Below are 18,228 nucleotides of genomic sequence, written 5' to 3' on the forward strand. Positions count from 1 at the left end.
ATGACGGGACAAGGAGCAAAAAATGGTGACCAAGCGGGCGTTATGGCTGCTGCCGGTGCTGGCGGCACTGATCTGGTGGGCGGGATATGCAGGGGATGCCAACGGCGTCTGGCCCTGGCGCCATGAGATGCTGTTGCTGACCGGTCTGCTGGGGCTGGGCTACATGGCGCTGACCCTGTTGCTGGCGTTGCGTTTGCCGAGGCTGGAAGTCTGGTGTGGCGGGCTGGATCGCATGTTGCGGCTCCATCGTCACAGCGCCATGGCCGCGACCCTGGCCCTGACCAGTCACTGGCTGCTGGTGGAAGCGCCCAAGTGGGCGGTGACGGCCGGCTGGTTGACCCGGCCTGCCCGCCGGGGGGCTGGTGGCGGGGCGGGAGCAGGGGTTGGCAATGGCCTCTCCCTGCATGCCCTTGGCAATACGCTGGGGGAGTGGAGCTTCTATCTGCTGATAGCCCTGGTGGTGGTGAGCCTGTTGTCGCTGGTGAGCTATGGCCGCTTTCGGGTGATCCACCGTCTGGCGCCGCTCATCTATCTGGCGGGGTGGGTACACGGTCTCTGCCTGTTGCCCCAGGTTGGCCTGCTGACACCCGTGGGGCTCGGGATCTCGCTGCTGGGCGGCGCAGGGGCTGTGGCTGCGGTTTACTCCCTGCTGGGCTTGACCGGTCAGCGGGATCGCCATCAGGGCCGCATAGTGGCGCTGCGCACCCTGGCGGACAGTACCCGTGAATTCACCTTGCAGCTGGAGACGCCGCTGTCGCACTACAGGCCAGGCCAGTTTGCCTTCTTCGAGTTTGATGCCAAGGAGGGGCCGCACCCCTTTACCCTGGTGCGGGTGTCGCCCGACAAGCGTCAGCTGGTGATTGCGGTGCGGGCGCTGGGGGATCATACCCGCCAGCTGGTCGAGGCGGCCCGGGTCGATGGCCCAGTGACAGTGACGGGGCCTTATGGCGCCTTTGTCTGTCCCCCCCGACAGGGGCAGTCGCTCTGGCTTGGCGCCGGGATCGGCATTACCCCTTTTGTCGCCTGGCTGGAGGGGCTGGTGGCACGTAGTGAACGGGGGGAGGGGATCACCTTGATCCAGTGTGCGTCGGACTTGGATGGCGCCGTCTATCACCAGCGATTGGCCGAGTTGTGTCAGCGTACCGGGGTTCGTTATCGGCTGCATCTGGACAAGGAGGCGGGGCGGCTGGACCTGGCCGGTCTTGCACAGGGCAAGCCCGGTGACGTCTGGTTCTGCGGTCCGGAAGGAATGGCAGACGCCCTGACCCGGCTGTTGCCGGGCGGGCGCCTGCATCGGGAGCTATTTCGCTTTCGTTGACAGCTGGGCGAGGGCAGCCTCGACGGCTGCTTCCAGCTGGGGATCTCGTCCGCTGATCATGTCGGCTGGTGTGAGCGCCACCTGCAGATCCGGGATCAGCTCCTGATTTTCGTAGAAGCTGCCATCCGGGTTGCGCAGCCCCAGGGTCGGGATGCCGTAGGCGAGTCCGGGGATCAGTCTGGAGTCATGGGCATAGACCATGGTGCCCGTGCCCGGGACTGGCTCACCTATGATGGGGCCGACCTTGAGGGTGCGGTAGTACTGGGGGAAGGCCGAGCCTTCCGAGTAGCTGCCTGCATTGGCCAGCACCACCGAGGGCTTGGTCCACTGGCGGGTGGCGGCGTCTGTCTCCCCCTTGCCGTGGCGTGGCCAGCTGCGCGCCATTCCCTTGTCACTGCCGCTGCCGGTCAGGAACTCCACCAGGGTATTGGCCAGATAGCCCCCCTTGTTGAAGCGCACGTCCACGATCAGCGCCTCGCGGTTGCGCTGACGGCCGAGGGCATCGGCGACCATTTCCTCATACACGGCGCTGTTCATCTCCGGCAGATAGACATATCCCACCCGACCCTGACTCAACTGCGCCACCCGGGCGCGGCGCTTGGCGACCCAGCCATCCAGTTGCAACTTGTACTCCTGCTGCAAATCCATGGCGGTGACGTCGAGCTGCACCGGCGCCTTGCTCCCCTTGGGCAGCAGTGTGAGGGCCAGCCGCTGATCGGCCTGGTGGTTGAGCTGGGCATCCAGCGCGTTCAGGTCAGGAACCTCGGTGCCATTGATGGCCAGCAGACGGGCTCCCGGTGTCAGGTCTGTCTCCTGTTCCAGCGGGCCGCCGGCCAGCAGGGCGACCAGTTCAACCCCCGTCTTGCCATCTTGCCAGTAGCCGCCGAGGCTGGCGGTGTTGTCGGGCATTCGCGGGGATGACGCCGGACCCACTCCCCAGGTGTGGGAAACGTTCAGTTCACCGGCCAGCTCCGCCAGCAGATGACCAAAGTCCCTGCCATTGTTGATACCGGCCAGTTGGCGGCGATAGGCGGCCACATAGCCATCCCAATCCACGCCGTTCATGTCGGCACGATAAAACTCGTCGCGGGTGAGCCGGGTTATCTGGTCATAGGCGGCTGTCATGAGCGCCAGCGAGCTTCCGGTCTGCAGCAGGTCGAAAGGGTGTGAACTTGCCTCGCCTGAACCTGTGTCTATCAGGGTCACTTCTCCTTCCCGCACCAGGGTGGCCAGGCTGGCATCCTGATTGAGGCTGACCTGCGCCGGACCAGGCTGGCCGTCAAACAGCACCCGGGTCTCGCCCTTGCGCAGATCCTGGGCGTAGCCCTTGATCTCGCTCTCGCCGTTGGTGTCACTCTCTTCCACCAGCGAGATGAGGTGATCATCGACGATGCGGCTGGCGAGGATGAGGCCTGGGGGCTGCAGTTGCAGCGCCTCTCTGTGTGCCAACCGGTCGGATTCGAAGCCGTAACCCGCTTTGGGGGGCGTCTGCTCGGCGATGAAGTCGCTCTTGGCGGCGCGGCTGCTGTAGAGGCCGAGCAGGCTGCCGCCAAGCGGCTCCCCATCGGCACCCAGAACCCCGTATTTGGTGGATTGCCAGTAGAGGATGCCGCCATCCTGGCTCCAGGCAGGACTCATATCCCGATAGCCGTTGAGGCTGACATTAATCGGCTCGGCTTTGGGGTCCGCTATGTCGATGACGGCGATCTCCTGCTGGGCCGAGTCAGGCTGTATGGTCAGCGCCAGATGACGGGAATCGGGGGCGAAGGCGAGTTCCACTGTGTGGCGGGAGGGGTTGAACTCGGCGGCGACCAGCGGTCGCTGTTTGCCGCTGGCCAGATCCAGCAGGTGGACGGCCTGACCATCCACCACGAAGGCGAGCTGCTTGCCATCGGGGGAAAGGGTCGGCTTGCTGATGGCGGCATCCGGCATGGCCAGCAGCTTCTGTTCCGTGAGGGTGCCGGGATCGCTGAACAAGCCATCCGGCTGCGCTTTGTTCAGGCGATAGAGGGCGGCCGGGCCATCCTGCTCCGAGAGATAAATGAGCCCCTGCTCTTTGTCCACGTACAGGGGGGATGACTGCTCGCTGGGATGACGGGTGAGCTGGCGCACTCGCTCGCGGCGGGTATCGATGGCATACAAGTTCCCCTGGCTCACCAGTATCACCTCGTCACCATCCTGGCGGGCGAGGGCCTCGTTGATGGGGCCTGGCATCCAGCTCCTCTCGGCGGGCGCGTTGGCAAAGAGTGGCTGTATGGCGAGCTTGCGCGGTGTCTGGCTGCCCGCATCGAGCCGGTACAATTCCCCTTGCCAGGACCAGACCAGATCCCCTTGGCGGGAGGCGGAGAGGCCGCGTACAGGGTGACCCTGATAGTGGGTGAGTTGACGATCCTGACCGCTGACCAGATCCCGTTGCCAGACGTTGAAATCGCCGCTGCGCTCGCTCAGGTAATAGAGTGCCTCACCCTTGTCATCCCAGACGGGATCGCTGGCGGCCACTCTGTCTTCGGTCAGCTGGTGATGGGCTTTGCCATCGAACAGCCAGAGGCGGGAGACGGCAAACGAGTGCTGATGTTTGCGAAACGGTTGATCCATGCCCGGCATCTGATAGGCCAGCTGTTTGCCATGGGGGCGAGCCAGGGTGGCGGGCAGAGGTTGTGCCGGCGTCAGGGTGCCGCCACCGACCGGGGTCCAGTAGAGGGCGCTGGCTTGGGATCCTTCCGCCACGAAGTGATCCGATTCGGGCGTGGTCAGTCGCTGGCTGCTCAGCAGCAACTGCTTGCCATCGGCGCTGAATGCCTGGGGCAGATCGGGGCGGGAGTCACGGGTCAGTCTCACCATCTCGCCCCCTGCGCTCGGTACCACGAACACATCTTCGTTGCCATATAAGTTGGCGGCGAAGGCGATCTGTTTGCCATCCGGTGACCAGAGCGGGCGCTGGCTCAGGTAGTCGCTGTCGGTGAGCGGCATGGCGAGTCCGCCATCCCCTGCGCTCAGGTAGACTCGGCCCTGCCAGGTGAACGCGAGTTGCTTGCCATCGGGGGAGAGCGCAGGCTCGCGCAGCCAGAGCGGTTCGGCCGCCTGCAAGGGGGAGCAGATCAGCAGGATCAGCAGGGAGAGTCGGCATCGCATGGTGGAAGTTTCCAAGTAGGTGAAAAAGCGCCTTATCTTCCCCCAATCGCCCGGGGGGCTCTATCCCGATATAGGGGGGATATCCCCTTGTTTTGGCTGTTAATTGTAACAATTTATAAAAGATGGCACGGGATATGTTTCTCTGAATATATTGAGTATTGATGGCGATCCCATATGATGGCGCTCGCCTGCCCCACGGGGTGGTGCCATTCAGATGATTTGGTAACAAGAAAAGCCCTAACCAGAGGCTTGTCGAGGGATGGAATGAGAGCCGTATTACTGTGTTTGCTGGGGCTGTGGCCCGCCTTGAGTTTTGCCACCTTGTCTGCCGACATGGTGGTGGTGAAGAAGTCTTCCTACAGCCTGATCCTGATGAAGGATGGCAAGGAGATCAAACGCTACTGGGTTGCCCTGGGGCCGGCCCCAAAGGGACACAAGCAGCGTGAAGGGGATCAGCGTACGCCGGAAGGGCGTTATATCCTCGACTACAAGAAGAGCAATTCCGGCTTCTATAAGGCGATTCATATCAATTATCCGAATCTGGATGATATCAAGCGCGCCAATGAGCTGGGGGTGAGCCCGGGTGGCATGATCATGATCCACGGTCAGCGTAACAGCATGGGTAACCGCAGAGTACAACCATCCAACTGGACCAATGGTTGTATCGCGGTACTCAACCACGAGATGGACGAGATCTGGAACGCCATCGAGCCCGGCACCCCCATCATCATCCAGCCCTGATTGCCTCTCTGTGTGCCCCCTTCATGGGGGCGCACTGCATTTCTGAACCCTTGCAGTATCCGTTTTAGTCCTTGGTCTGCGGCCTTGTGTCGTGCTAGTTTTTCCCGCTCGCCGTGGATGCAACAAGGATGACCCCATGCCGTCAGCAACGAGTGCCCTTCCCGCCGGTGCCGAGAGCGCCCGTACGCTCTGGTGGCGCGCCACCATCGATATTTTGCCGCTCTCCATCTCCGTCATCCCCTGGGGGATATTGTGCGGCGCCCTGGCATTGCAGGTGGGGCTGAGCCCGCTACAGGCCCAATGCATGTCCCTGCTGGTCTATGCCGGTGCCGCCCAGCTTTCGGCTACCACACTGTTCGGGGCGGGTACGCCCCTGCTGCCCATCATGGGATCCACCTTCGTCATCACCTCCCAGCATCTGCTCTATGGCTTTACCTTCCGCCGTGATGTCTTGCCGCTCTCCCTGCGCTGGCGTGCCAGTCTGGCGTTCTTTCTGACTGACGAGATGTTTGCGGTGGCGCTCAAGGACAGGGAGCGCAGCGGCCGCTTCCATCCCGGCTATGCCCTGATCGCGGGCTTCGTGTTCTACCTGTTCTGGAATCTGGCGACCCTGCTCGGTATCGCCGCCGGTCAGTACATAGACGGCCTGGACAAGATGGGACTGGACTTCGCCATTGCGGCCACCTTTATCGCCATGACCATACCCGCCCTCAAGAACCTGCCCATGGTGGCGGCGACCCTGGTCAGCGGCGGCACAGCGCTGCTCACCAAGCCGCTGCTGGCGGAGGTCTACATCATCATATCGGCGCTGGCCGGCATGGTGGTGGGCTATGTGCTGCACCGGATGAGGAGATGACAATGAGCTGGCTGATGATAGGCCTGCTGGCCCTGATCACCTTCTTCAACCGCTTCGCCTTCTTCTCGCGGCTGACCCGTTATCAACCCGGCGCCGAGATGGGGGCCTTCCTCAGCTTCTCGGCCCAGTCGGTGCTGACCGCAATCTGGTTGCCCATCGTCTTCAGCTATGAGCCGGGCAAGGGGCTGGACTGGGATCCGGACTACCTGGCCGCCACCCTGCTGGTGACGGTATTGACCCTGCTGCGGCTGCCTACCCTGCTGGTGGTCGTGGTGGGCATGGGGGGCTTCTTCCTGCTGCGCTGGCAGGGGGGCATGGCCGCCCTCTTGCCCTGGATGGTGTAGGTCCGTGATCTGGCATGGTGGATGTCCTTTATGGATATCCGCCATGTTGTGAATGTCACTTCAAAAAACACCTCTCAAGTGTGAGGATTTAGGGACTATCCGCCAAGGAGCACCCCATGTCTGTCACCGAAACCTGTCAGCGCATAGTGCGCGATCCCCTGCTCTCGCCCGCTCAGAAGAACCATGCCCTGGCGTTGGCCGCCGAAAATGCGCTGCCTTACCCAGAGTTGCCACCGGTGGTCGCCGAGGCGCTGGCGCAGGGGTTTCTCTGTGACATGTTCGAGGGACATGCCCCCTACAAGCCGCGCTACGTGCTGCCGGATTATGCAAAGTTCCTGAGTCAGGGCTCCGCCTGGCTGGAGCTGGCTCCCCCCAAGGATTTTGACGAGGCGCTCGATGCCCTGCGCATCCTCTACCACCATGTGCCCTCCGTCACCGGCATGCCGGTCTGGCTGGGGCGCCTCGATCATCTGCTGCTGCCCTTTGTGGGTGAGCTGGATGACGAGACCCTCCATCGCAAGCTGAAAGGGTTCTGGATCTACCTGGATCGGGTACTGCCGGACGCCTTCATGCACGTCAACATAGGCCCCGATGACAACCGTCTCTGCCGCCTGATCCTGCGCATCGACGGCGAGCTCAAGCAGGTGGCGCCGAACCTGACCCTGTTTCACGATCCGGTGCAGACCCCGGACAACCTGCTGATGCTGGCGGTGCAGAACATAGCCAGCTGCAGCAAGCCGCACATCGCCAACTACCCGCTCCATAGCAACACCTTCGACCAGCGTGGCTTTGGCATCGTCAGCTGCTACAACGCTCTGCCCCAGGCCGGTGGCGCCAATACTCTGGTACGACTCTCCCTCAAGCGGGTGGCCGAGCAGGCCCACGGCATAGACGACTTCATGGGCTGTCTGCTGCCCCACTACTGCCGCCTCGCCTCTCAGCTGATCGGCGCGCGCGCCGCCTTCCTCCATCAGGAGTCCGGCTTCTTCGACAGCTTTTTGGTGCAGGAGGGCTTGATCGACGAAGACCGCTTCGTGCCCATGTTCGGTATCTATGGCATGGCGGAGGCGGTCAATTTGCTGATGGACAAGGAGAATCTGCCCGAGCGCTACGGCCATGACGAGGAGGCCAACCAGCTTGGCTATCGCATCTCGGCCCAGCTCTCCCGCCATGTGACCGAGACGCCACAGGTACACGCCTGGGGTGGTCGCGCCCTGCTCCACTCTCAGGGCGGGCTCAGCGTGGATCGCGGCGTGACTCCCGGGGTGCGCATCCCTTACGGTCAGGAGCCGGATCCCGCCAGCCATGTGCTGGCCCTGGCGCCGCACCACGGTTTCTATCACTCCGGGATCAGCGAGATCCTGACCCTGGATCCCACCATACGCCAGAACCCGCAGGCGCTGCTGCAGCTCTGCAAGGGGGCCCTCGCCATCGGCATGCGCGAGTTCACCGCCAACGTGGCGGACAGCGATCTGGTGCGGGTGACTGGCTACATGATCCGCAAGAGCGACGTGGCCCGTTTCGCGACCGAAGGGTCGCGGCTGCAGACCACCTGTCTCGGTGCCGAGGCGAGTGAACTGACGGCCATTCGTCAGCGAGCACCGAGAGTCGTTGGCCGTGAGGCGACCCTGTGTGACTACTGAATGTGGCAAGGAAAGGAGGGAGCCAACGGAGCGCACCGCAACGGTCAGCCGCTGGCTGCCCTTCTCCTGCGTGGACGGCCCCGGCAATCGGCTGGTGCTCTTCCTGCAGGGGTGCAACTTTCGCTGCCCCGGCTGTCATAACCCTCACACCATGGGGTTGTGCGATCACTGCGGTGACTGCGTGCTGGCTTGTCCGAGCGGGGCCCTGACGCTCATCGAGGGCCGTTCTGGCGAGAGAAGAGTGCGTTGGCAGGCGGCGCTCTGCACCGATTGCGATCGCTGCATCGACGGCTGCCCGCGCCATGCCAGCCCCAAGACCAGCCAGATGTCGGTAGCCGAGGTGCTGGCCCTGCTGCGCCGCTACGGTCCTCTGCTGACCGGCATTACCGTCTCCGGCGGCGAGGCCACGACTCAGCTGCCGTTTGTGATCGCCCTGTTCACGGCCATCAGGCAGGCACAGGATCTCTCGCACCTGACTTGTCTGCTCGACAGCAACGGCTCCCTGGCCGAGACGGGCTGGCAGCGGCTGCTGCCGGTACTGGACGGCGCCATGATAGATCTCAAGGGGTGGCGCGACTCGGTGCACCATTCACTCACAGGTGTTGGCCGCGAGCGGGTGCTGGCCTCGCTGCGCCTGCTGGCGAGGCATGGCAAGCTGGCCGAGCTGCGGCTGCTCCATGTGCCGGGACGCAGCGATTTTCTGGATGCCGACGGCAAGCTGGAAGCAGCGCTTGTCCTCTTCTTGCAGAGTCTGGGGCCAGTGCCCATCCGCCTCAACGGCTTTCGTCAGCATGGTGTGCGCGGAGTTGCGACGAGCTGGCCGGAGGCGGGCAGAGATGAGCTGACCCGCCTTGCCAGGGCGGTGAGCGACAGGGGACTTGGACCCGTTTCCCTGCCGGCCATTATCTGACCCTGTGTTTGCAGGCTAATTAACTGATTGCAAAGCAATTTGATGGGATGCTTTTGCCAGCATCCTGCTCTGATGTTGAGTCTGGAGGCGGCTTTTTTGCAGTCTGAGTCTGAAGATGACGTAACTGTGATTGCTGTCTATTTGAGCTCTGAGGGGGGGCGGCTAGAATGGGGTATTCGCCCACAATCAACAGACGAACATGAGTGAATCCAACGCCTTATACCGAGTGCAGTTCATTTGCCACAGCGAGCGTTATGAAGTCTATGTCAGGGAAGTGAGTCAGGGTCAGCTGTTCGGCTTTATCGAGATCGCTCACTTCGTGTGGGATAACCACACGGCATTGATCGTCGATCCCAGCCACGAGAAATTGAAGAGTGAATTTGCCGACGTCGACCGCACAATGATCCCCATGCACCATGTATTGCGGGTCGATCAGGTGCGCAAACAGGGGGCCGCCCGCATCACTGAGCTGGGCAACAACATCGCGCCCTTCCCCAACCCCATCTATACCAGGAAGCCCTGAGGCTTTCTCCTCTCTGCGAGCCTTGCCATGGGAGTTCCCCTGGTGGGGCCATCTCCTCTTCGGGTCGGTAATGGCGCCCGCAGGATCTGCAATGGGTGCCGCCTGGGTGCGTTAACCCAGCTCCCTGGCCAGTGTCAGGATCCGCTGTCTGAACCAGCGCAGCGCCGGCTCTTCGCCTGCCGGCCCATACCACACCAGGCTGTGGGTGACTGCGCCATAGTCGAACGGGACTGGACGGATCGCTAACCCCAAAGCCGCGCTCTGTAACGCCCAACCCTCGATGGCGGTCAGGATGAGATCGCTCTGGCGCAGCAGGGCTGACGCGCTGCCAAAATCCGGCAGAGTGGCACAGATCTGGCGGCGTACCTGCAACTGGGCCAGGCTCTGCTCGAAGAAGGGGTTGGCCAGTTCCTGATCGCGAATGGCGATATGGCGCCAGCTCAGGTAGGCATCCAGATCCCAGGGCTTGTCGAGCGCCGGATGGTCCGCCCGCAGCAGACAGACCAGCCTGTCTTCCCGCAGGGTTTCCCATACCAGACCCGGCTGGCGGGGCAGGGGCTGGCTCTGGTCGTGGGGCAGGATAACAAAGTCGAGTTTGCCCGCTGCCAACGCCGCCAGACCTTGCTCATCCTTGTTCCAGACATTGGGCTCCAGGCCCGGTACCTCCTGCATCAGCTGGCCCAGAATGGGCCCCATCGGCCAGACCATGCTGCTTTCCCGCAGCGCAAACCTCAGTTGTCCCTGCCAGGTTTGGGGGTCAAAACCGTCCTGGCTGGTGAGATTGTTCAGCTCGCTCAGCAGTCGGTGCAGGGTAGGGCCGAGTCGCTCGGCAAAGGGGGTCAGCAACAGCTGGTTGCCCTGGCGGTAGAGCAGCTGATCGCCGAGCAGATCCCGTAACTGGTTGAGGGTTTTGCTGACGGTGGAGGGGGTGGTGCAGAGCCGCTCGGCCGTGCGGGTGACGCTCTGGCTGTCGAGCAGCAGATGCAGGGTGACCAGATGACGGCCTCCCAGCCTGGACAGTGCAATCAGATCCATGACAGCTCCACAACATAGGGACAAACAAAAAGCCCCGCTTGAGCGGGGCTTGCACGGGTTAGCCCTTGAGCACGGCGGCCATGGCGTCGGCCACATAGTCGACGTTGCGGCTGTTGAGGCCCGCCACGCACATGCGACCGGAGCGCACCAGATAGATGGCGAACTCTTCGCGCAGGCGGTCAACCTGCTCCGGCGTGAAGCCGGTGTAGCTGAACATGCCGCGCTGGCTGATGAAGTAGCCAAAATCACGACCAGGCACCTTGGCGCTCAGCACCTCAAACAGCTTCTGGCGCATGGCCTTGATGCGGATGCGCATCTCGCTCACCTCATCGACCCAGAGGGCGTGCAGGCTGGCATCGTTCATCACGGCCGCTGTGATCTGGCCGCCGTGGGTGGGGGGGCTGGAGTAGTTGCGACGCACTGTCGCCTTCATCTGGCCCAGCACCCGACCCGCCTCTTCGGCATCTTTGCAGATGACAGACAGGCCGCCGCAGCGTTCGCCGTAGAAGGAGAGGTTCTTGGAAAACGAGTTGCTGACGAAGAAGCTGACGCCGGCGGCCACCATGGCACGGATGGCGTAGGCATCCTCTTCCAGACCATCACCGAAGCCCTGATAGGCGATGTCCATAAAGGGAATTAGCCCCTTATCCACCACGAGCGCGATCACCTTGTCCCACTGGGCAGAGGAGAGATCCACGCCGGTCGGGTTGTGACAGCAGGGATGCAGCAGCACTATGCTCCTGGCCGGCAGGGCGCTCAGGCAGTCGATCATGGCATCAAACTGGACGCCGCCGGTGGCTGCGTCGTAGTAGGGGTAGTCGTGCACCTGGATGCCGGCACCCTCGAACATGGCCTTGTGGTTGTCCCAGGTCGGATTGCTGACCCACACCTCTGAGGTCGGGAAGTAGCGCTTGAGCAGGTCGGCCCCGATCTTGAGCGCGCCGGAGCCGCCTATGGTCTGGATGGTGGCGATGCGGCCGGCCTTGACCGCTTCATGGTCGGCGCCAAACAGCAGGTGCTGCACCGCTGTGCGGTAGTTGGCGGCCCCTTCCATCGGTTGATAGGGGCGCGGAGCGGGTGCGGCGGCGCGTTGGGCTTCGGCCTGTTGCACCGAGGCCAGCAGCGGAATGCGGCCCTGCTCGTCGTAATAGAGGCCGATCCCCAGATTCACCTTTTGCTCACGGGTGTCTTTGTGGAAGGTCTCGACCAGGGTCAGTATGGGGTCGCCAGCGTAGGCATCGACGTGTTCAAACATGGGGGGTCCTTGCGAAGTGGAATCCAGGGTAAGGGATCAATGATCGGCGGTCATGATGGCGTAAAGCGGGCAAGGGCTCAAGTCTGAAACGGACCTGCCGTGCACGGCCATGGTCCCCTTTGCTGTAAAGGGTTCGGGTCCGGACTTGCTCCCATGGCTGGCGCCAGTGGCGAGCAGGCCGGGGAGCCTTTACTTCAGGTAGGATCTCAGCACCCGCACCACCTGATCCAGATCCTCCAGCCGCTCGGCCGGGGTGGCCTCTTCGGCGCCGAGATGCTCCCGCATATGACCCTCCAGCACCTCCAGCATCAAGCCGTTGACGGCACCGCGGATGGCGGCGATCTGCTGCAAAATGGCGGCGCAGTCACCCTCCTGCTCCAGTGCGGTTTCCAGCGCCCCTGTCTGACCCTTGATGCGGCGCACCCGCGCCAGCAGCTTTTTCTTGCCGTGAATGGTGTGTGACATGGAGGATCCTCTCGATCAATAAAACTATACTGGGGTATAGTATATTGCATCATCGCCCTCAGGAGAAATCCATGTCATCCCTCGTCTCATCCCACTGCCATCAACCCGTCGTGCACCAGGGTAATCCGCTGGCGGAACAGAAAACCCGCTGGGCCGTGCTGCTCACCGTCATCATGATGGTGGCGGAGATCAGCGGTGGCTGGTTCTACAACTCAATGGCGCTGCTGGCGGATGGCTGGCACATGAGCTCCCACGCGCTGGCGCTCGGCCTCTCCGTGCTGGCCTATCGAGCCGCCCGCCATTTTGCCCGCGACCACAGATTCAGCTTCGGCACCTGGAAGATAGAGGTGCTGGGGGGCTTCACCAGCGCCTTGCTGCTGGTGGGGGTGGCCGGGTTGATGCTGTTCGAGTCGGTGTTCCGGCTGCTGGATCCCAGTCCGATCCACTATCAGCAGGCGATCGCCATCGCGCTGGTGGGCCTCTTGGTGAACCTTGCCTGTGCCTGGCTGCTCAAGGACGATCATGGCCATCATCACGGTCACAGCCATGACCACCATCACGGCCATGATCATCATGACCATGCTGACCACCAGGGTCATCAGGATCTCAACTTGCGTGCCGCCTACATCCACGTACTGGCGGATGCGGCCACCTCTGTACTGGCCATCCTGGCGCTGGTGGGTGGCATGCTGTGGGGAGCCGACTGGCTGGATCCCCTGATGGGCATAGCGGGGGCCGTGCTGGTGGCGGTGTGGGCCTGGGGGCTGTTGCGCGACTCGGGTCGGGTACTGCTGGATGCCGAGATGGATACCCCGCTGGTGGCGGAGATCCGCGAGGTGATAGCAGACTTGCCGGACGCCGAGATCCGCGATCTGCACGTCTGGCGGGTGGGGCAGGAGCAGTATGCCTGCGTACTCTCTCTATTGATGGCGACGCCCATCCCGGCTGGCCAGATCCGTGAGCGGCTTGCCATCCACGAGGAGCTGGTCCACGTCACCATAGAGATTGCCCAGCCATAAGCAGACGCGTGGGATGGATGCTCAAGACAGGATGTGAAGAAGGGGCCAAGGTCCCTTCTGTGGTTCGGGTCAGTGATGCTAGCTGTGGTCATCGTCCGGCGTGTGTTGCCAGATGGCCCCTAGCAGCAGCTTGAGCAGCAGCCCGGGCGGGTTGTCCAGCAAGTGTCCCGACTCCAGCAACAGGTGACCATCCGCCCGAAAACCCAGGCTGGCATGCACTGTGCCATCTTCGCCGCGCACCTGGATGAGGCCGCTCAAGGTGCCGCGTTCTCCCGGCAGGCAGCGCAGCCGCAGCTCACGGGGTTCTCCCAGCAGGGTGAAGGCCCGACTCAGGGGCGGCGTGTCTTCAAAGTCGGGCCAATTGAAGAAGTGATACTGCTCTGCGAGCCCGCCCGCCTGCTGGCAAAACTGGTCAAACAGCTGCGCAATCCCCTGATACTCCAGATCCAGCCGTTTGGCCTGCTCTTCAATCCTTTTCATCTGCTGCTCCTGCTCACGCTATCTGGCTGATTGAAAACTGGTTTTTTTCAAGGTGCCAGCGGGTTCGACCAGATATGGCGCCAAATGGTGGCCGGGTCTGTGAGCCGGATCCAACTTTCGTTATGAAAACGTTATCTTGTTGAAAATGGTTGGTTTTTTTGCCCTTCTGCTCACATTTGAAACGATTGCCGCTGATTAATATGGCATCGCTCGGCAATGACCGGGTACTCGGATATCGAGACTAACTACAGCGGGAATTATAAAAAAATGGATATGAAAAAGACCAAAGTGGCGCTGGTAACAGCCTCACTGCTCGCGCTTTTGTCCGGCTGCAATGACAACAGCTCTTCACCCTCCACCCCTGAACCCACGGATGGGCCTGTCGCCCGTCTGCCCGATGTGCAGCCCCCTGCCGAGCAACTGGTTGCCGGCCCCGATCAGGCGGTGATCGCTCTGGTGGATACCCAGACCAGCGCCGCGCGCGGGATAGAAGGGCCCTTTGCCAACCACAGCCTGCACCTGTGGAACAACGACGCCTGCAACGCCACCGCCGAGAGCGGTCTGAATGCGGGCTGGGATGACAAGGCCAATACCCCGACGGCGGTCGACAGTTTCGGCCCCAGCTGGGTGGTTCCCCTGGCCAAGCTGGAAGGCTGTATCAACTTTATTGCCCGCAACGGCGATCTCGCCAACCTGACCGGCGCCGACATGAAGGTGGTCTTCAGCGATCACCCTGATCGCACCGTGGCCATAGTCGCGGGCAAGAGCGAAGTCTTCGACAGTCGTGCCGATGCCTTTACCGCCGCCTTTGGCGTGGCCGGGGCCAGCGCCCATCTGATCGACGGCAACACCCTGATCTGGCAAGGGGGCAAGGACAAGCCCCATGTGCGCCTCTATTACACGGAGTCGGGCACCATCAAGGCCAATGCCGAGGGTGTGTTCGACTTCCCCTATCTCAGCCTGACCGCGACCAGCCTGACCGCCGAGCAGCAGGCCAAGTACCCGCACCTCAAGGATGCCGCCGCCTTCGCCCTGCCATCCGGCAAAGATCTCAAGCCCCTGCTCAAGGGCGAGCTGGTGGCCATTGGCACGGATGCCGACGGCATTTTGCAGGGGGCGACCCTGGTGCAGAGCGCCGGCGCCCTCGATGCCCTCTACGCAGAAGAAGCCACCAAGCTGGCCTATGGCGCCATCGTTGAGGGGGGCAATGTCACCTTCCGGCTGTGGGCGCCAACCGCCAAGTCGGTCAAGCTGGCGTTGTTCGACGAGCAGCACAAGGCCCTCGGCGAGCGCACCATGACACAAGACGACGCCAGCGGCAGCTGGAGCGTGCAAGGGGGTCAGGAGCTGGTCGGAAAATTCTACCGCTATGATATCCAGGTCTATCACCCGCTCAGTCGCAAGCTGGAATCCTATCAGGTAACAGACCCCTACTCCCTGAGCCTGGCGATGAACTCCGAGTTCAGTCAGGTGGTGGATCTCGATGATCCGGCCCTCAAGCCGGAAGGGTGGGACAGCCTGAAGGCGCCCCACAGCCAGCAGAACCCTGCCGACATCACCATCTATGAGGCCCATGTCCGGGATTTGACCGGCAACGATGAGTCCACCAAGCCGGAACACAGAGGCAAGTTCCTCGGCCTGACCGACAGCGACAGCGTGCCGGTCAAGCATCTGCAATCCCTTGCCCAAAGCGGCGTCAGCCATCTGCACCTGTTGCCTGTATTCGACATCGCCACCGTCAACGAGGATCCGGCCAAGGTCGCCAACCTTCAGGATGACTTCAGCAAGCTGTGTCAGGTCAATGCCGAGGTGAAGGATTCCAAGTTTGGCGGTTACTGCGGCGGTGGCCAGACCATAGAAGCCGTGCTGGCCGATCTGCAAGGGGCCGACAGCAAGGAGAGCCCGCAGGTGCAGGAGCTCTCCGGCTATCTGCGTGGCGTTGACTCCTTCAACTGGGGTTATGACCCTTATCACTACACTGCGCCGGAAGGCTCCTATGCCACCGATGCCGAAGGCAGCCAGCGGATCCTGGAGTTCCGCGAGATGGTCAAGGCCATCAAGCAGAACATCGGCATGAACGTGGTGATGGATGTGGTCTACAACCACACCAACGAAGCCGGCCTCGGTCCCAAGTCGGTGCTCGACAAGATAGTGCCTTGGTACTATCAGCGCCTCAATCCGGAGACCGGCTCGGTCGAGAACTCCACCTGCTGCTCCAACACGGCGCCGGAACACGCCATGTTCGCCAAGCTGATGGATGACTCTCTGGTGACCTGGGCCCGCGACTACAAGATCGACGCCTTCCGCTTCGACCTGATGGGTCACCACCCGAAAGATCAGATGGTGCAGGCGCTGGCCGCAGTGAAGCAGGTCAACCCCGAGATGTACTTCTACGGCGAGGGCTGGAACTTCGGCGAAGTGCAGGATGACAAGCGCTTCGTGCAGGCGACCCAGAAGCACCTGGCTGGCACCGGCATCGGTTCCTTCTCCGACCGCTTGCGTGATGCGGTGCGCGGTGGCAGCCCGTTTGACGGCGGCGATACCATTCGCAAGACCCAGGGCTTTGGCAACGGTGCCCTGGTGGATGCCAACGAGATGGACGGCGTCGAGCTGGCCACAGCGCTGCACCAATCCGACCTGGTTCGCCTCGGCATGGCCGGCAACCTCAAGGAGTTCGTGCTGACCGACAAGGACGGCATGCCGAAGAAGGGCTCCGACATCGACTACAACGGTCAGCCGGCTGGTTATGCCCAGGATCCGTTCGAGGTGCAGAACTATGTCGACAAGCATGACAACCAGACCCTGTTCGACAACCTGATCTACAAGGCGCCGGAAGGAGCCGATCTGGTGCGGATGCAGGGGGTATCGCTGGCCACCGCCATGCTGGGGCAGGGCATTCCCTTTACCCACGCAGGTGTCGAGCTGCTGCGTTCCAAGTCCATGGAGCGGGACAGCTACGACTCGGGTGACTGGTACAACAGGGTCGACTACACCCTTGCCGACAACAACTTCGACAAGGGGTTGCCGCGCAAGGACAAGGATGGGGACAACTACCCGTTGATCGAGCAGGTACTTGGCAAGCACGTCAAGCCGAGCGGGGCCGACATGGCGACCATGGTGGGCTTCTATCAGGAGCTGGCCGAGCTGCGTCAATCCTCCCGTCTGCTGCGCCTTGGAAGCGGCGCCGAGGTGATCAAGCGGGTTGATTTCCGCAATACCGGGCCTGACCAGGTGCCAGGCCTCATCGTGATGACGGTGGATGATGGCGTCAATGCCGGTGCGGATCTGGATCCCGCCATCGAGGGCCTGGTGGTGATGATCAACGCCACCAACCAGCCCCAGAGCATCAGCGACTTCCGTGATGGCAAGGATCAGCCCATCGATCTGAGCACACTGCAGCTGAGCCCGGTCCACCATGCCGGCAGCAGCATCGCCGATGGCGCCCTTGCCAGTGGTGGTCAGCTGACCCTGGGAGCCTGGTCTGCCGCCGTGTTCGTCAAACCGCAGGCCGGAGTCCAGGGCGTGGGTCTGCCGGTGAGCAAGAAGATAGACCTGAGCACGGTTCCGCCCTTTGGTGACACCGATGTCTTCGTGCGTGGTTTCCTGAACGAGTGGGATCCGGTCAACAAAATGATCTTTGGTGGCAACTTTACCTACGAGTTCACCACCGAAGTGACGACCGATCAGCTTGGTACCACCCAGGTGAAGATTGCCGGTAGTGACTGGGACGGCCCGATCAACTACGGCAAGTGCAGTGACACCGACCAGCTGGCGACAGGCCAGGTCAGCGTGCTCTGTGCCAATGGCGGGGATCTGCCGTTCAATGCTGACAAAGCGGGCAGCTACAAGTTTGTGTTCACGGCAATGAACAAGGACAAACCGACCCTGAGCGTCAGCTTCACCGAGCTGGTGCAGAGCTGCAAGGTGCTGGATACGGTGGCAGGCAATCCACTCGGCTATAACCTGTTCGTCAAGGGTGAGCTGTCCGGTTGGGCTGCCCAGCCCCAGTATCAGCTGAGCTACAAGGGGATGGACGGCGACCTCGCCATCTATCAGGCCGCGTTCAACTACATGGGCACCAGCGAGTTCAAGGTCGCCAATGAAGACTGGAGCAAGGAGTACCTGCTCAACGGCGGTGGCGCTGTCACTGCCGAGACGGGCTACTCTCTCGGCTTCTCCCAGGCGGGCAGTGCCAACAACAGCATCACATTGCCGCAAGGATTGTGGAGCGTGCTGGTGAAGGTTGACCCGGCTGGTACCAAGGTCGGTACCGCCGTCATTCAGGAGTGCAGTGCCAAGTAAGCACACCCATAGAGTCCGGGGCTGGCTCGGCAGCCCCGGGTTGAATTCCACCTTGCCAAGGGTGGGATAACTCCGAGAGAGTAAGCAAAGCGCGACTGCCAACCGGCAGCCGCGCTTTTTCTTTGCAGGTGTGAGGTGGGGGAAAGAGAAAAGCCGTCCCTGTCGGGGGACGGCTTGGCATATGGCGATCTCGTTTGCGGGCTGG

General features: G+C 62.2%; 14 protein-coding genes. 9 read left to right on the plus strand and 5 right to left on the minus strand.

The genetic code is table 11. The annotated features are described in order from the left end of the window. The first annotated feature begins 22 nt into the window (after positions 1-22). A complete protein-coding gene (locus OKC28_RS00830; protein ID WP_270686705.1) occupies positions 23-1,318 on the plus strand; it encodes a ferredoxin reductase family protein in 1,296 nt (431 codons plus the stop codon). Here the strand turns inward: OKC28_RS00830 and OKC28_RS00835 are convergent. Beyond that, positions 1,301-4,450 (minus strand): S41 family peptidase, encoded by a 3,150-nt coding sequence (locus OKC28_RS00835; RefSeq protein ID WP_270686707.1) that lies wholly within the window; start codon positions 4,448-4,450, stop codon positions 1,301-1,303. The two genes, OKC28_RS00830 and OKC28_RS00835, sit on opposite strands and share 18 nt — an antisense overlap. Before the next feature lie 264 nt (positions 4,451-4,714). Here OKC28_RS00835 and OKC28_RS00840 point away from each other — a divergent pair, with 264 nt between their 5' ends. The 6 genes from OKC28_RS00840 (at position 4,715) to OKC28_RS00865 (ending at position 9,467) form a co-directional block, all read left to right on the plus strand. Then, the gene (locus OKC28_RS00840; protein WP_201302778.1) at positions 4,715-5,191 is read left to right on the plus strand and encodes a L,D-transpeptidase family protein; all 477 of its coding nucleotides are present in this window, start codon (positions 4,715-4,717) and stop codon (positions 5,189-5,191) included. A 136-nt stretch (positions 5,192-5,327) separates the two neighbouring features. After that, complete coding sequence (locus OKC28_RS00845; RefSeq protein WP_021138854.1) at positions 5,328-6,047, plus strand: AzlC family ABC transporter permease; 720 nt, start codon at positions 5,328-5,330, stop codon at positions 6,045-6,047. A 2-nt stretch (positions 6,048-6,049) separates the two neighbouring features. Further along, complete coding sequence (locus tag OKC28_RS00850) at positions 6,050-6,391, plus strand: AzlD domain-containing protein (RefSeq protein ID WP_021138853.1); 342 nt, start codon at positions 6,050-6,052, stop codon at positions 6,389-6,391. A gap of 116 nt (positions 6,392-6,507) precedes the next feature. Further along, positions 6,508-8,034 (plus strand): YjjI family glycine radical enzyme, encoded by a 1,527-nt coding sequence (locus OKC28_RS00855; protein ID WP_270686714.1) that lies wholly within the window; start codon positions 6,508-6,510, stop codon positions 8,032-8,034. Further along, positions 8,024-8,944: a YjjW family glycine radical enzyme activase gene (locus tag OKC28_RS00860; RefSeq protein WP_270686716.1), complete on the plus strand. Its 921-nt coding sequence runs from the start codon at positions 8,024-8,026 to the stop codon at positions 8,942-8,944. Before OKC28_RS00855 ends, OKC28_RS00860 begins: the two co-directional genes overlap by 11 nt. Positions 8,945-9,143: 199 nt before the next feature. Continuing rightward, positions 9,144-9,467, plus strand: coding sequence for a DUF1820 family protein (locus tag OKC28_RS00865; protein WP_005313662.1), 324 nt, complete (start codon positions 9,144-9,146; stop codon positions 9,465-9,467). A gap of 111 nt (positions 9,468-9,578) precedes the next feature. Here OKC28_RS00865 and OKC28_RS00870 read toward each other — a convergent pair whose 3' ends face one another. From OKC28_RS00870 to OKC28_RS00880, 3 genes are all read right to left on the minus strand, one after another. Further along, positions 9,579-10,502, minus strand: coding sequence for a LysR family transcriptional regulator (locus tag OKC28_RS00870; protein WP_270686720.1), 924 nt, complete (start codon positions 10,500-10,502; stop codon positions 9,579-9,581). Between the two features lie 58 nt (positions 10,503-10,560). Beyond that, positions 10,561-11,757, minus strand: a complete 1,197-nt coding sequence (locus tag OKC28_RS00875) for an amino acid aminotransferase (protein ID WP_270686722.1) — start codon at positions 11,755-11,757, stop codon at positions 10,561-10,563. 189 nt (positions 11,758-11,946) lie between these two features. Next, positions 11,947-12,222 carry a metal/formaldehyde-sensitive transcriptional repressor gene (locus OKC28_RS00880; protein ID WP_021138847.1) on the minus strand — a complete coding sequence of 92 codons (276 nt, stop codon included), beginning with the start codon at positions 12,220-12,222 and terminating at the stop codon, positions 11,947-11,949. A 71-nt stretch (positions 12,223-12,293) separates the two neighbouring features. On the opposite strand from OKC28_RS00880, the gene dmeF reads away from it, so the two are divergent. Continuing rightward, entirely contained in the window at positions 12,294-13,241 is a 948-nt protein-coding gene (gene dmeF, locus OKC28_RS00885; protein ID WP_270686725.1) for a CDF family Co(II)/Ni(II) efflux transporter DmeF, read from the plus strand. A 78-nt stretch (positions 13,242-13,319) separates the two neighbouring features. Here dmeF and OKC28_RS00890 read toward each other — a convergent pair whose 3' ends face one another. Further along, positions 13,320-13,721, minus strand: coding sequence for a hypothetical protein (locus OKC28_RS00890; protein WP_270686726.1), 402 nt, complete (start codon positions 13,719-13,721; stop codon positions 13,320-13,322). Positions 13,722-13,988: 267 nt separating this feature from the next. Here OKC28_RS00890 and pulA point away from each other — a divergent pair, with 267 nt between their 5' ends. Next, the gene (pulA, locus tag OKC28_RS00895; protein ID WP_270686728.1) at positions 13,989-18,023 is read left to right on the plus strand and encodes a pullulanase-type alpha-1,6-glucosidase; all 4,035 of its coding nucleotides are present in this window, start codon (positions 13,989-13,991) and stop codon (positions 18,021-18,023) included. The last annotated feature ends 205 nt before the right edge of the window (positions 18,024-18,228 follow it).

It is taken from the genome of Aeromonas sp. D3 (assembly GCF_027705025.1).
GTDB lineage: Bacteria > Pseudomonadota > Gammaproteobacteria > Enterobacterales > Aeromonadaceae > Aeromonas > Aeromonas salmonicida.